A 14355-nucleotide genomic window follows, 5' to 3' on the forward strand; every position below is an offset into this window, starting at 1 on the left:
CGACACTATACTAGTCAACTCGGGACTCTACGAATCGTACAGCTCGTGCGAACTGTAAAGTTTGGACGAATCTTAAAGCCCAGGAGATTCGTACAATTCGCTTTTACGTACGGCAGCGTCACCGGTACGGTGGCAGCAATCACCGTCGAAGTTTCCTCTCCTCCTTCGGTCGATAGTTGAACCGCGTACGACCGCTACCGTGACATCCTCCTCCGGCTTTAGCCGGAAGAAGATGTCAAAGTAGGGGAAGGCTATTCAAGATACAGAGGCTATATTCATCACTGAGACCCCTCGTACAGAGACGAATCAAGTCGGTCCGCACGAAGGAACGGTATTTCTCGGTGATGAAGATGGCAACGAGTTCTGCTCAATGAACGCGATGGCGACGGCCGACAGATTCGTGTCAAACAGCTCGAGATAGGCTTTTGCGCGTACCAGTAGTAGGCTGGGCGCCATGGAGCGATTCACACGCCGCTCGGTGATTTCGAGCGGTCTCTCCGTCGCCCTCGGCGGTTACTCCGCGGTGAACCCGGGGGAACCGCCGACCAACCGGGGGTCGAGAACTGAGCCCCCGTCCTCCGACGGGCGAGACAGCCGCGACAGCGGTTCACCGCGATCCGCTACAACGGATGACCAGCGGTCCTCCCTCCCGCCGGTCGACATCCGGGGTGCGATCTACGTCCCGGCCCGCGCCTTCAATATTTATCAGATGTGGGACGACTACGACCGCGAGGAGATCGAGCGCGACTTCGGCTACGCCGGCCGCGTGAACCTGAACGCGATCCGCACCTGGGTGAACTACGAGTACTGGAAGCAAGAGCCGGGTGCCTGCGCGGCGAAGCTCGAACACCTGCTGTCGACCGCCGCCGACGAGGGCCTACGAGTGCTGTTGATCCTGTTCGAGGGGATTGGGGGCGCGCCGACGCGCGACAACCTCACGGACACGGATCCGCGAACCGCGATGTCTATCGCCTCGCCTGGCCCCTCGGTCATCAAGAACCGACGCCGGTGGGATGAACCCCGGCGGTTCGTGAACTGGGTGATGGACCGTCACGGTGACGATGAGCGGTTGCTCGGCATCGAAGTGATGAACGAACCCGGTTGGTTCAAGAACAAGCCAGCATTCACTCATAGCATGCTCAAGACGCTCAACCGACATCGGGGGAGCGTCCCGCTGACCGTCGGATCGACGAGCATGATCAACAACATCGAGTATTACGATGAGGGGTGCGAGATCCTGCAGTTCCACTACAACTTCCCGATTAACGCGAGCGAGTTCACAGACGCGCTTCGGCAAATCGCCATCGTCGATAGGTCCACGGCGGCACCCGTGTGGTTGACCGAGTGGCAGCGCATCCGCTCCGGACGTGGCGCACACGCCGCGCCAGCAGAGGACGAGCTAGTCCCGAATTACGCCTCGATGGCGCCGCATATCCATGCCGCAGGCTTCGGCAATTTCTTCTGGTCGCTAATGGTGAAACCGGCGTTCAATCGGTCGCAGCGGCACAAGGGCGTGCTCAACGGCTTATTCCACGAAGACGGTGCGGTATGGAGTCTAGACGACGCCCGGGCGATTAAAGCGATGTCGGGCGATTCAGAGTTCCACGGGGAACAGCGACAGAAGTGGCCCGAGTGGGCCGAGGCCGTCAAGAACGGGTAGCGACGGTTGGGGCCCAGGCGGCCGCGTCGGCGCCGTCGTCGGTGAGCAACGTGACTCACCTTCCCGGACGACGTCGTCGGCATGGTTGGATTCGAACATCATATTCGTGAGTGATGTGCAGCGGGCGTTGTGAAGGTACACACCGATGAAGCCAGTTGAGGCAGTCGAGTCCCGAACCGTGACCTTCCAAGTGTTCTCCAGGTAGAACCCAAAGGTATTGCCGGTTGAGTTGACGTCACTGATTGTCACGTTGCTCGCGTTTCGGACGTATATCGCCCGGTTCCACTCGGTGATAGTGAGGTCAGTAACGGTCACGTTTTCGAGTTCACGTGACGAGGCGACCCGGACCGCAGTCGTGTCGGTCACTCCGAAACCATTCACGGTGTGGCCGTCACCGTCAAGGTGGACATCGCTCGCTTCGATTCGAATGCACGCCTCGGAGCTGAACGTGAAGTTGCGGCCCAGGTCAGCGTCTACGATGTCCCTCGTGAGTCGGTACGTGCCGGACTCCGAGACGGTCGTGCAGCCGGAAATTGTCTTCGAGGGCCCTGAAGCGGTGTCCACCCCCTGCGGGGAGACACCCGGAGCAGTCACTGGCTGTGCAACCCCCGAGCCCACTATGACAAGCATCCCTATCCAAACCAGATAGGGACCGCTACCGTGCATGTGGCGAAGGAACCACGGTGCAGACCAAAAAGGAACGGGGCGTCCGCCTCAGCGGACGGCTGGGCCGATATCGTAGGCTATCGTCGGCCGGTCGCTCGCAGTGTCAATCTTCGAGTCTGCCGGCTATTGACGCTCGGTACCCGTAGTTTGCCAACTGGCGATATCCCGTATCACTGTCGAATCATGAGGTCTGGATGTTTATCGACCTCGACCCAACCGATAATTACGGACTGTTCGTGCGTGGTTGACGAAGGCGCCGAAATACGTGCGAAGAGGATTTCAGTCGCGGCTGAATCCGGGGGTGACCCAAGTGCTAAGCCGTGTTTTGGCCGAGTCCCTCGTTTGCCGACGATGAAATCGACACGGTCGAATTCGACCGAATAGTAGAGTTGGAAGAGTACCGTTTGACCGTTCTTAATCGGTCTAATGGGTCGAGTAGTCACTTCTCCACTGCCATCCTCACGAACACCGATGACAGTTCCATCCCGGATTCGGTACCCGACGTATGCGGTTTCGAGAGCCCCCCAGAGAAGTTCGACCGTAGCGTCTTGCACTGCCTCGAACTTGACGTAGCACCGCCAGATACAGTTCGTCCACCCCCCGAGTACGGGGTCTTGCGTTTGCGTAAATCCTCGGCGTTTCCCGAGTAGAGCTCTGCTTTCGGTAGCCTTCGTATCAGTGGACTGGTCGTCAGTCACCGGTCGTGTAGTGAGCTCCACGCCACGGTCGGTGAGCGTGATTCGACCCGTTCCCGTCGTCTCTTGACTGAACCCGGCGAGGGAATCGAAGTGTGTCTCCCATCGGAGGTGCTTGTCGGGGTTGCGGAGATACGTGTCCTCCGAGAACTGCGCCGAGTGGGCACCGGTCGTAATCGTCACGACTTCACGCGTGTCGGTCTCCGAATACGGTGTTTCGAGGCGAGCACGGCCATTCGGGTAGAGGTAGAGCAATCCGTAGGGCGTGTACGACGGATTCCACTGGAGGCGATGAATCCACGGAACGTAGATGTGTCGCATCCCGTACGCCCGTTGTTCTCGAAGTTGGTCGAAGAACGGGTTCGGGTAAAATCCCTGATGATTGGTAGACGTATTGCTGTCATGATGGCAATGACCGAAGAGACAACAGATCACGTTGTCGTACCGACTCAGGAGTTGTGCGACCTCCTCCTCGTTTCCTGCTCGGTCGTAGGCTTCGCCGTTCCCGATTGAAAGGGGTAAGTGAGAGAGGACGACGGTTGGTTTCCGGGTGGTTTGCAACTCGTTTTCCAACCAGCCGATCTCTGCCTGCGGGAACTGCGTGAACGCACGGTTCTTTTCGGAATAACCGTTATTGAGGACGAGAAGTTTTGCGACAGTGGTGTCAACACTGTACCACGTTTCCGCTGTTTGTGCAATTCCCCATGGCTCGTACGACCAATCTGCCCCCCAGTCCTCGGCGTTGCCGTACTCGTGATTCCCCCAGACCATATGGGTGGGCATATCCAGCGTTTCTTCCACGAGGGAACGAAATGCGGTGATTGCCGCCTGCGAGTCCGCGCGTGTCCCTTGCTCATGCGTCATGTCACCCATGAAAATGACGTGGTCAGCCTCCCAGTCGTTCATATGGCCAACGAACTCCGCCAATTTCTGTTCCGTCTGTTCAGCCCCGACTGCCCCCAGCCCCTTGTTACGGCCGGGGTAATGGGGATCAGCGAGGAGACCGATTTTTACGGGCGTTACAGCTAATTCGTCAGTAGTCAGAAATGGAGTTCCGAAGGAGCGTGTGTTCCACGTTGAGCCCGTCCCATAGTATTCGTAGCCGGTGTCGAGTGCCGTATACCGATGACCCTCTTGCGGAGAAACGTCCTCTTTGCCGGATTCTGGTCCATACCACTCAGAAGTAACTTCACGCGGCTGCTGTGGGGGTTTATCCCTTTCTTGGTCGTTGGCCTGTTCCGATTGCCGGGTTTCCCCCGGGCGAAGTGACGAACAGGAAACCGTAGCTCCGCTAGACTTCAAGAAATCACGCCGATTGAGTGACGGTTCCAGATTAATTCCCTCATCTGTCAAGCGATCCTTTTCCCCAGTCATGAACTATCGTGTCGTCCGTCGTCTTCAAAACGGACGCTTAGCACCAAGCCGTCACCGAACTCAATAGTAATTTCGGCAGTCGGTCCTCGAAAAAGGACGAGAAAGTGAACCACTCGAACTCTACCGATGACCATGGAAGGAATAGCCTGAAGGATGAAACCGCGATAACGTAAATACGTATCTCCGTTCTTAATCACGTAACATAGCTGTTATTCACCACACCTCTGTGGCGGTATCAACGTGTCTTCCCTCAGAAACCTTCCGTGAAGCCTAAGATTCGCATTATGGATAGCTCAGTGGTATGGGATCCACCCTTCATTCGGGAGTAGGGGTACTCTTTGTCAGTGTTCTCTTCATTTCCGCGTCAGCCGTCATGGCCCTGCCTACCTCTTCTGAGGAGTCCTGTATTGGAACGATGACATCACCTGCAGACGGAACGACCGTTCTCAGCATTCAGGGCTATAACGAGAGTGGAAAACAACCCGCCAAGCTGGTTGGAGTCGGACCACAGGGAGAGGTTCTGTGGGTCCACCACAATGCCGAGGAGTATGACGCCGTCTGGAGTTACGACGTCGACCCGATGGAAAACGGGAATCTCTTCGTCACGGCGGCCATCCGAGATAGGAAAACAGTCGTCTACGAATTCAATCCTCGGACCCAGAAGACGGTGTGGGAGACCAGATTCGACATCGCCGACACGCATGATGCCGATCTCATTAATAATGGAACGGAGATTCTCGTCGCAAACATGCGGAACTACAATGAGACGACGGAGGAGAACGATGCTCGGATTTTCGTCTATAACCGGTCGCAGGAGAAAATCGTCTGGGAGTGGCAGTTCGACGAGCAGACCACGTTCACGAAGCAACAGGGTGCACCGTACGAGAGAGCATGGACGCACGTCAACGATGTCGATAAGATTGGGCCGGGAGAATATCTGATTTCGCCACGGAACTTCGACCAAGCCATCGTTGTCAATCGATCGACGAAGCGTATCGAAATGCGTCTGGGGGCGGATAACGATTACACGATTTTGAACCGACCGCACAACCCCGACTACCTCGAGAGCGCAAACGACACGCCCACGCTACTCGTCGCAGACAGCACCAACAACCGCATCGTGGAATACGCCAATCCAGACTGTGACCTGACTGACGGTCACGGGTGGACCCGGACGTGGACACTTACCGGCGACCTGAAATGGCCGAGAGATGCGGACCGCCTTGCGAACGGAAACACGCTGATAGCAGACACGAAGAACCATCGTGTAATCGAAGTTACGCCAACCGGTAGAATCGTCTGGGAAGTTGCTGCGCCCTGGTTAGTCTACGACGTTGCCCGCGTTACGAACCCGGGGGAAAGTGGTGGCCCAACGATTCAGGATCAGAACGCTACCGGGTCTTATGAGACAAGGCCGAATAGTTCATTCTCACACTCTGAGCTTGTCGAGTGCCACCAGCTGCTTCAATCCATCAACGGGCACGCCGAGAAATCCGCCAGAACTAGTCATAGAGAATCGGCGGAAGAGTTTGAGTGAGGTTCAAGGGACACACCGTGGATTTGCTCTTGGACCGGTTTCCCTAGTGTTTGACGCGCTAGGTAATTGATTCACACCACCAACTCGCCAGTCTGGTCATCGCCAGCGTGATAGATACGCGCCCTCTATTCAGCACGGCGTTTTTGACTGAATTCCGGCATGTCGAAGAAGCCCGTGCAAGATATAGAGGGTATATCTTGCACGATTCACGTTCGGCGAAGAGTCATTCCTTTTCCCAGTAATCTTTCGCTGTTGCTGCTACCCTCGTTTTCGGAAGTATCCGTGGCAGGTGGTGCCTCAATTTCTCCTTGATTCCTCCCGGTACTACCACTGTTTGTCCCTGTTGGAGACCGTTATAGCCGGTTTTTGCGACTGTCTCTGGATCGAGAAGGTCCTTCTCGGGCAACGCCGAATGCTGCAACCCACCCCTTTTGAGGACTGAGGTATCGGTTTCTCCCGGACACAGAACTGATACCGTGATGCCGTCTTCGGCGAGTTCATTGGCGAGCGCAACCGAAAACGAAAGCACATAACTCTTCGTCGCCGCGTAGATGGCCGCCTTTGGAATCGGATACATGCCCGCGAGTGAGGAGACGTTGAGGATTTGTCCCTCCCCACGCTCACACATGGGCCTGACGAAAAGTCTGGTCAATTCTGTGACTGTGACGAGGTTCAACTGAACTAATTCTCGGACTCGTTCCAGGTCGGTTTCGGAAAACCGTCCATATATCGCAAACCCTGCGTTATTGACGAGCGTGTCAACGTGAATATCCTCTGCACTGACCGCCTCGTAGAGTTCTTCGGCCGCCCCCGGAACGGACAAATCCTTCGCGATCACGGTCGCCGTAATGTTGTGAGCATCCTCAAGTTCGGCGCAAATTTGCTCCAGTCGGTCTTGGCTCCGGGCAACCAGCACAACATCGTATCCATCGCTCGTAAACAGTTTAGTTAATTCGTGCCCGATCCCCCAGGATGCGCCGGTGATGAGAGCGGTTCGGTTGTGTTCGGCAGTACGCTGTGTTGCTGTCATTGTGGCCCCCTCTACGTCTTCACTGTGGCCGCTAGTTATTAGTTACCACATACCACTGACTATTGGCTTTGATGATGAATTCGCGCCCTCTATTCAGCACGCACCACAACGACTTACCCAATAACTGTCAAAAACGCCGTGCTGAATAGAGGGCGCGTATCTATCAATCGGTGTTAATCGAATCCCGAGTTCAGTGGATCATGGTAATACTTAACAATATATCCATAGAAGAACCCCACCAATTCTCATGGCCAAGCGGGAGGGACCTGGCAGAAATATCGCCACTCTCCCCTGTTCGGTAACTAAGACTTAATAGGAGTGCCGTCCGACCCGAGGACCCACCACGCGTCGTTGACGCCCTGCCCATTGGCGTCACCTGGCTCTTCATCCCTGGCGAAGTAATACAGCGGCCATCCGTTCGCGGCGACTTGGGTCGACCCGTCCTCGCGTTCGAACGTCGTGAGTTCGGCCTCGACCTGTTCGCCAGCGGTGGGCTCACCCTCAACGGTGAGCGCCGGCCACGCCTCGGCACAGCTGCCGGAACACGAGCTTTCGCCCGCGCCTTGAGTGTCGTTGTCGAACATGTACAGCGTCATCTCGTCCGGGCCGACCAAGATACTACCATGCTCAGAGTGTTCGCGGACCTGGACGGTCGCCGCCGCTTCGTCGGCCTCCGGGAGTGTATCAGGATAGCGATCGATATCGCCGAGCACAGCTTCGAATGACACTGTCCCCTGGTCTTGAATCCGCGATACGTCAAGCGAGGGGGCGTCGAGGACCTCTTGCGGTGTCAGCCACGCCCACTCGGCGCCGTCGTTCTGCTCGCTGAACTCGTTGAGTTCGAATTCGAGCCCCGCTGGCTCCCATGGTGGGAAGGGATCGCCTTCCTCCCAAGTCTCCCAACTCTCCGCAACGGAGTCTGGCTGATCACCCTCGTCGGCATCGCCAACGACTAACCGCATGTTCATCCCGAACACGTGATGGGGCGAACAGAACAGGTCGTACACGCCCGCTTCCTCGAACCGGTAGAGCCAGGCGCCGTCGACGTTCACGACTGGCGAGGAGAACGGCGGCACACCGTCGGGCACCCGCCGTTGGAAGCCGTGCCCGGGATGGTAGGCTGTGATGGTGTGCTCCGGGGAGTCGTACGTGAACTGGACGATATCGCCGGGATCCACGTGCAAGCCCGTTGGCTCGAAGTGGGCATAGAACGATGCGTGGCCGCTCTCTGGGTCGTTCAACACGATGTGAAGTTCGACTTCGTGATCCGGCTGGAGGTCCGCTGGGACGTCCTTGGCGTCCGGCGTCGGGTAACCGTACAGCGCGTCGATCTGGGCCTCGTCGGTTGACGGCGTCGTTTCTTGGGCTGTTGTTCTGGTGGTGCCGAGCGAAAGCGCAGCCCCTACACCGAGCGCTTTCAGGAGCGGTCGCCGCTCGACGCCGGGCCACTCGCCTGTCGTTCCGTTGGTTGATTCCTCGGTCGTTTCCTCGTCGGGTGGTGTCATTGCAAATCTCCCCTAGTTCAGTTACTCCGCGCTGCCTCGAATCCATCAACACAAGCAAATACAAATGTGTGTTATTGTTTAGCAATATCACGAATACGTTACTCAGGTAGGTTGAGGGGTGTAGGGACAGTAATGGCAATTACTTTAATATAAGCAGATTTAGAATTTGGTTGCGGTTTTCCATCCCTACCGCGGTAATCTCCAATGCAGTTTGGTAATCAAGTCAAAAAAGTGGTGTGAAGTACTTGGAGATATTGGACTAGTTTGAGAACAATTGTATTCCTGGACCGTCTGATGAATACAGCCGCCGTATTCAGCACGACAGCTACCGACCTACCCACATGCTATCAGAAACGGCGTGCTGAATAGAGGGCGCGAGTGCAGCAACGATAGGCCGTAGTGGCTTTTTTGAAACCCGCACAGAGTGATAGGTTTCTACGGGCGTGATGAATACAGCTGTTTTGTCCTGAACGTACTGGACGGCAGTGACCGGTTCGATTTTCAACTCAGCATCAGAAATTTCCGTCATGTCTGACCGGCCGCCGACGAGCGTCCTCCTGTCGACGACGAGGTGGGCCGACGAATGCGCGGAGTTGGCCGCTCAACTCGGGGACAGCGACGAACTCCTAGTCGTCCACGACGGCGAGGACGACCCTGAACCTGGAGCCCGGGGACTACATCATCGAGTGCTACATGAAAGACGAGGATAGAGAGCTTCATTCCTACAACGGGATGGTAGACCAGTTCACTGTCACCGACGAACGGAACGGGGTGGAGCCAGAGGCAACGATCGAACTCTCACTCTCGTCGGTCGACACTAGTGACGACGAGGAGAGCAGAGGTAGAATCGACGTTGACGAAGATGTGCGGGGCGGCCAGCACACGGTGGCAGTGCACTTCGAGGATTCGCAGGTGTACCCGACCGGCGTGGGACACGACGTTCACCTGATCTGTCTCGACGAAACCACGAGCATCGACGACGTGAACGGTTGGATGGATTGGAGGGACCCGAATAAACTCGTCTCCGACGGGACCGAGCCGGGCACGTTTCTGGGCGGCGTCCAAAACATCTCAACGCCGGAACTGATGGGTAGAACAGACAGCGATGGCCAAGGAGACGATGGCGGTGACGGCAATGGGGGTGAACCCGTAACGGCGTACGTCCACGTGGACCTGAACCCGGGTGCCTACGCCTGGGTCTCCGAAGTGCCCAGGCCTACCGATAAAGGCTTGCTGAAACCATTCATCGTCCCGTTCGAGCAGAGTTGAGAGTGACGCACCGAACCCGAGACCCCCTCGTTCCTCATTGCTGAATACGTGCCCTCTACTCAGCACGTCGCGACTGACAGTATCTCGGTAGGTCTCTGTAAGCGTGCTGAATACAGAGGGTGAATTCAGAGATGAATAGAAACTCTGCTCGCGGCGGTTACACCGATGGGCAACCGAACCGTTATCCGAATCGGTCTCCTATGACAGGGGATGGCAGACGACAATCAAAGCCAAGACGGGGAAATGGATGACGAAGAGCGACGCCAGCCAGAGCGGGAGGTAGAGGAGGGACGTAACCGTGCTACTGAAGACCAACAGAAGCACGGCGACCCGAGTGAACAGCTTGGTGACCTTGATGACGCACTCGAAACCCATGACTATCCAACCACGACGGATGAATTGGTCGAGGCCTATGGCGACTATGAGATCCAAACTCAGAGCGGAGAGAAATCTCTCGAGGAAGTGCTTTCCTTAACCAAGAACCAAACGTACGACTCCGCTGATGACGTTCGCAGCCGGATACTGGGACTAATACATCGCTAATGGAGATGGCCGAATCACCCCCGTTTCGCTAGTCGGGACTGTATAATTGGATTCGATGCTGCATTCGCGCCCTCTATTCAGCACGGCGTTTTTACTGAATTCCGGTAGGTCGAAGAAGCCCGTGCAAGATATAGAATTCAGAGCGTTAAGGCACTCTGGGGAGTGGGACGAGGTAGGGTGTCTTGGCCACCGGTCGAGAGGTTGCTCACTCGGCAGACGCGGCGTCTAGACCGGTACCGGCTTCCAGGTGTGCGCCGAGGCGCTGGACGAATCGCGTAGCTGGGGCTCCGTCCACGACGTCATGATCGAAGGTGACGGTGAAGCTCAGGTACTCCCGGGACCGGAGTTCACCATCGATCAGGCGTGGTTTGGTTCCGATGCCGCCGACAGTGAGCTGGAGGGTATAGTTCGTGGGACTGATGGCCCACCCGTTTCCGGTGCCGAACATACCGACGGAGGTGACAGCGACAGTGCCAGCGAGGTCCTTCCACCGTGACGGGAACCACTGCGGGAGGCGCCAGATTTGTCTGCGGATGAGACCGGGAAGACGTCGGGCGAGCCTAGCGATTCTGGCCTCGGAACGGGTCGTAGTGTCTGCCTGGACGCGTCGAATTTCATCGTGAATTGACCGGACCGTCCGCCGATTCGCCGCCCGGATGACGTGGGGGACACCGATTCGCTCGCCGTCAACCTCCCGTTCGACAAGGACATTTACATCCACATCCTTGAATTCGTAAATCCGTCCCCGCCAATCATGGTATCGGTGGACATGTGGCTGTTCCTCCACGGTGGCTGCCAAACAGGAGACGATGAAGGCTGTGAACGAGAGGTTTGTACCGGTCTCTTCCTCAATCGTCCGGATCTGCTCCCTGGCATCGGTGATGTCGATTTCGACGAGTCCGTGGACGTTACTCCGGTGTCCCGCCATTCGCATATAATCCACTGTCAACTGCTTTTGCGGAGACACGCGCACGATTTCGGGGCCTCGATTGCTCATAGACTCACATAAACAGCATGAATTAAAACCGTACGCACCGACCGAGGTGGTCGACCGCAGCGATAACTGACCTTCCATCCTCCCGTCAACTCAAGTAGTGCTGCAGAGAGAGAGGGTGTCTCTCAGCCGATACCCGAAGTTGTGGGTTTCGTTATGGCTGAGTTCAAACGAGCAGTGGGCCTGCTCGTCGTCATGTCGGCCATCAATTCCATGGTCGCGGAGTAGATTCAGCTCACTCCATATGTTCCCTCAGTGGTGAAGATATTTGAGTCGTCAACGGTCAGGTTAGCCACGGAGTGCAACAGCACTTCTCAAACGGCACATCAGCTCTAGAAACGCCAGCCTTCGTATAGCGGTTTAGTAACTGCACTCCGTGGGTACCTCCAAGACGCTGCTCACGACGACGTATTCACGCAAGAAACCGCCGCCTTACGACAACGAGATCAGCTACGAGCAACTCAAAGCGCTCGTCGGGGCCGAAGAAGCGGCCAAACTTCGTGTGTTGAAACAGCAACTGGACGAAGGCTTCGTCGACGAAGTCGCCGACCTATAGATGCCAGGATTAGTCGCGGACACTTCCGCCCTAGTGAGCTTCGGTATAGTCTCGAACAGTACTCCGAATCCGTTCCCGCTCTGTCTAGACGACTACGATGTGTTCGTCCCGGATGAAGTTATTGAGAAACTCCAAGAAATCGTCTCGTTCGATGATAACCGGCGGTGTTGCGGAAGGCCCCACCCCACGTTTCCGACGTAACGGAGGGCGAGTGAAAGATACTCGGTGTGGATTGGTGGACCCACACCCCACGTTTCCGTCGTTTCTCTATAATAGCAGGAGGGGAGAACACGGATAGTCTTCAAATCATTTCTCTATCTGACTGAGGTGGCACGTAAATAACCGTGATCTGAGAATCAAGTCACCTAGATTAAAGAGGGTAGGTTGAGAATATTCCAATAAGTATACTTCGTTTCAAGACGAAACGTTAGTTGCTTCGTTTCGTCGGCTGAAACAGAGGCTCTCCCGATCGTACTTTTCATCGTAATCTTTTGGTGTTCTGTGTCTCTCATGGTAGATTCTAGCCCGTGAACCATACCTTCGAGTAACGCCGTCCCTGTTTCAGGAGTTACGACGGAAACGTGGGGTGTGTGGGTGGACGACTCCGTTATCACTCTCCTACCGCTGTCATCCACATTTCTGTTCTACGTCGGAAACTCGGCTATACTGTCGGAGAACTAATTATGGCGCCTTACGTGTTTACCATCTCGATATCGGCAAAATAACGTCGGAAACGTGGGGTGGTTCCTCCCGCTAGTTTTATACGGCCACCGCTCACATCATGACGTATTCAATGACGCCCGACCCCTCATCCAACTCTGTTGATGACCCGCTCTTTGACTCCGGGCATCACATTTTCGCGAACAAAGATCTCCTGAAAATCGGTCACGTTCCAGAAGCTGACCGGATCGTCGGCCGAGACGACGAAATCTCAAAACTGGCGAAACGACTCAACGGCGCCGTCCACGGCTATTCCCCAGAAAACGTTATGATCTACGGGAAAACCGGAACGGGAAAATCACTCGTCTCAAGACACGTCTCCCAACGCGCCCAAAACGCAGCAGATGGTGACGTTGACATCGGGACGGCATACCTCGACTGTGCAGAAGACAACACAGAAACCCAGGCCATCTCATCGCTCGCCGCCAAACTGAACGACGAGTCCGTCACCGGAATCACCGTCCCCCACACCGGCCTCAGCACGTCAAAATACTATAAACTCCTCTGGGAAACACTTGATGCACAATTTGACTCTATAATCATCATCCTCGACGAAATCGACCTGATGAACGACGATAGCGTCCTAATGAAACTCTCCCGAGCCGAAGAAGCCGGAAAAATCGACTGTAGCGTCGGCATCATCGCGATCAGCAACAAAATCCAGTATGTCGATAACTTGAACGAGCGAGTGAAAAGCAGCTTCCAGCACAAGGAACTGTTCTTCAAGCCGTATGATGCGAACCAGCTCCGTGAGATCATGTTCAACCGGGAGGACGCCTTCCACGATGACGTCCTGTCCGATGACGTGATTCCACTGTCCGCCGCCTTTGCGGCCCAGGAACATGGGGACGCTCGGAAGGCAATCGATATTCTCCGCCACGCTGGCGAGGTTGCTTACGAAGACGGTGCCGACCAAGTGACGGAACACCACGTTCGGCAAGCCCAGCAACACGCTGAAAAAGACCGATTCCGAGAACTCGTGAGCGGAGCGCCCACACAGGCGAAGGCTGCATTACTTGCATTGACCGAACTCAGCGTCAACTCCAACGACGAAGCATTTCTCACGAGCCGTGTGTATGACCGGTACGAACTGATCTGCGAGCACCTCGATATGGACGTCCTCTCTGTTCGCCGGTTTCGAGACATCTTGAAGGAACAAGCGTTCCTTGGTGTCGTCGAAATCGAGAAAATCAACAAAGGAAGTGCGGGCGGCATCCACCTTCAGAACCGCCTTATCGAAGATCCTCAAGTCGTTCGCGAAACGATCTTGGAGGACAGTCGGTTGCAGGATTGGGCCCGCGAGTAATTTCTTTCTTTCACCGACGGTGTCCGAACGACGGAAATATGGGGTGGGCTGTACGGAACCGAAAGAGGCTACGGAAACGTAAGGGGGTCGGAAGAGACGTCGGAAACGTGGGGTTCGGGGGAGACGACGGAAACATGGGGTCGGAGGATACATCAGAAACGACGGAAACGTGGGGGGTCGAAAGCTACGTCGGAAACGTGGGGCCCGGCGGAGACGACGGAAACGTAGGGGGTACTGTTATCGGTAGCAGGGAGAAAACCCGTAATTTAGCCGTGGAATGGCTCCTGGAAGAATCACGGGTATCCCTGTGGTATCGGCGGATACGTCGTCCCGATCGATCTTCGCGCGCAGTGACTACGCGGAACCGGAGTCTACTCGAGGAATAGAACAGCCTTGGAAATGCGGACGCGATTATCCCGAACTTCGCTCATATTACGGACGAAGATTGGTAGGACATCGCTGCTGGCGATTACGATGGTCCGCTCCCAGGGATTCGACAC

The 14355-nt window shown here is 55.9% G+C and carries 10 protein-coding genes and 1 pseudogene; 6 read left to right on the forward strand and 5 right to left on the reverse strand.

Annotation, left to right across the window (positions count from 1 at the left end):
- Window positions 1-454 precede the first annotated feature (454 nt).
- On the forward strand, window positions 455-1660 hold the full coding sequence (locus tag E2484_RS12550) for a glycoside hydrolase 5 family protein (protein ID WP_321112591.1): 1206 nt from the start codon (window positions 455-457) through the stop codon (window positions 1658-1660).
- Here the strand turns inward: E2484_RS12550 and E2484_RS12555 are convergent.
- Both E2484_RS12555 and E2484_RS12560 read right to left on the reverse strand, forming a co-directional pair.
- Window positions 1595-2326 (reverse strand): right-handed parallel beta-helix repeat-containing protein, encoded by a 732-nt coding sequence (locus E2484_RS12555; protein ID WP_137285564.1) that lies wholly within the window; start codon window positions 2324-2326, stop codon window positions 1595-1597. The two genes, E2484_RS12550 and E2484_RS12555, sit on opposite strands and share 66 nt — an antisense overlap.
- Window positions 2327-2496: 170 nt before the next feature.
- Window positions 2497-4395, reverse strand: coding sequence for a metallophosphoesterase family protein (locus tag E2484_RS12560; RefSeq protein WP_137285565.1), 1899 nt, complete (start codon window positions 4393-4395; stop codon window positions 2497-2499).
- 301 nt (window positions 4396-4696) lie between these two features.
- Between E2484_RS12560 and E2484_RS12565 the strand changes: the two genes are divergently transcribed.
- The gene (locus E2484_RS12565) at window positions 4697-5932 is read left to right on the forward strand and encodes an arylsulfotransferase family protein (RefSeq protein WP_137285566.1); all 1236 of its coding nucleotides are present in this window, start codon (window positions 4697-4699) and stop codon (window positions 5930-5932) included.
- A gap of 223 nt (window positions 5933-6155) precedes the next feature.
- Here the strand turns inward: E2484_RS12565 and E2484_RS12570 are convergent, their stop codons facing one another.
- Both E2484_RS12570 and E2484_RS12575 read right to left on the reverse strand, forming a co-directional pair.
- A complete protein-coding gene (locus tag E2484_RS12570) occupies window positions 6156-6962 on the reverse strand; it encodes an SDR family NAD(P)-dependent oxidoreductase (protein ID WP_137285567.1) in 807 nt (268 codons plus the stop codon).
- A 302-nt stretch (window positions 6963-7264) separates the two neighbouring features.
- Window positions 7265-8467, reverse strand: coding sequence for a plastocyanin (locus E2484_RS12575; protein WP_137285568.1), 1203 nt, complete (start codon window positions 8465-8467; stop codon window positions 7265-7267).
- Window positions 8468-9160: 693 nt separating this feature from the next.
- On the opposite strand from E2484_RS12575, the gene E2484_RS12585 reads away from it, so the two are divergent.
- A complete protein-coding gene (locus E2484_RS12585; protein ID WP_137285569.1) occupies window positions 9161-9736 on the forward strand; it encodes a hypothetical protein in 576 nt (191 codons plus the stop codon).
- A gap of 210 nt (window positions 9737-9946) precedes the next feature.
- Window positions 9947-10279, forward strand: coding sequence for a DUF5789 family protein (locus E2484_RS12590; RefSeq protein WP_137285570.1), 333 nt, complete (start codon window positions 9947-9949; stop codon window positions 10277-10279).
- Window positions 10280-10484: 205 nt separating this feature from the next.
- Here the strand turns inward: E2484_RS12590 and E2484_RS12595 are convergent, their stop codons facing one another.
- Entirely contained in the window at window positions 10485-11276 is a 792-nt protein-coding gene (locus E2484_RS12595) for a 2-oxo acid dehydrogenase subunit E2 (RefSeq protein WP_137285571.1), read from the reverse strand.
- A gap of 357 nt (window positions 11277-11633) precedes the next feature.
- Between E2484_RS12595 and E2484_RS12600 the strand changes: the two are divergent.
- A pseudogene (locus E2484_RS12600) lies at window positions 11634-11829 on the forward strand (hypothetical protein); the annotation flags it as partial.
- 793 nt (window positions 11830-12622) lie between these two features.
- Window positions 12623-13855: an orc1/cdc6 family replication initiation protein gene (locus E2484_RS12605; protein ID WP_137285572.1), complete on the forward strand. Its 1233-nt coding sequence runs from the start codon at window positions 12623-12625 to the stop codon at window positions 13853-13855.
- Window positions 13856-14355: the final 500 nt, after the last annotated feature.

Origin of the sequence: Halorussus salinisoli, from assembly GCA_005239435.1 — an archaeon.
GTDB lineage: Archaea > Halobacteriota > Halobacteria > Halobacteriales > Haladaptataceae > Halorussus > Halorussus salinisoli.

What these genes read in the sequence shown, in the direction of transcription:
- E2484_RS12550 (WP_321112591.1), top strand. Translation starts at nt 455, where the DNA reads ATGGAGCGATTCACACGCCGCTCGGTGATTTCGAGCGGTCTCTCCGTC.
- E2484_RS12555 (WP_137285564.1), bottom strand. Translation starts at nt 2,326, where the DNA reads ATGCACGGTAGCGGTCCCTATCTGGTTTGGATAGGGATGCTTGTCATA.
- E2484_RS12560 (WP_137285565.1), bottom strand. Translation starts at nt 4,395, where the DNA reads ATGACTGGGGAAAAGGATCGCTTGACAGATGAGGGAATTAATCTGGAA.
- E2484_RS12565 (WP_137285566.1), top strand. Translation starts at nt 4,697, where the DNA reads ATGGGATCCACCCTTCATTCGGGAGTAGGGGTACTCTTTGTCAGTGTT.
- E2484_RS12570 (WP_137285567.1), bottom strand. Translation starts at nt 6,962, where the DNA reads ATGACAGCAACACAGCGTACTGCCGAACACAACCGAACCGCTCTCATC.
- E2484_RS12575 (WP_137285568.1), bottom strand. Translation starts at nt 8,467, where the DNA reads ATGACACCACCCGACGAGGAAACGACCGAGGAATCAACCAACGGAACG.
- E2484_RS12585 (WP_137285569.1), top strand. Translation starts at nt 9,161, where the DNA reads ATGAAAGACGAGGATAGAGAGCTTCATTCCTACAACGGGATGGTAGAC.
- E2484_RS12590 (WP_137285570.1), top strand. Translation starts at nt 9,947, where the DNA reads ATGGCAGACGACAATCAAAGCCAAGACGGGGAAATGGATGACGAAGAG.
- E2484_RS12595 (WP_137285571.1), bottom strand. Translation starts at nt 11,276, where the DNA reads ATGAGCAATCGAGGCCCCGAAATCGTGCGCGTGTCTCCGCAAAAGCAG.
- E2484_RS12605 (WP_137285572.1), top strand. Translation starts at nt 12,623, where the DNA reads ATGACGCCCGACCCCTCATCCAACTCTGTTGATGACCCGCTCTTTGAC.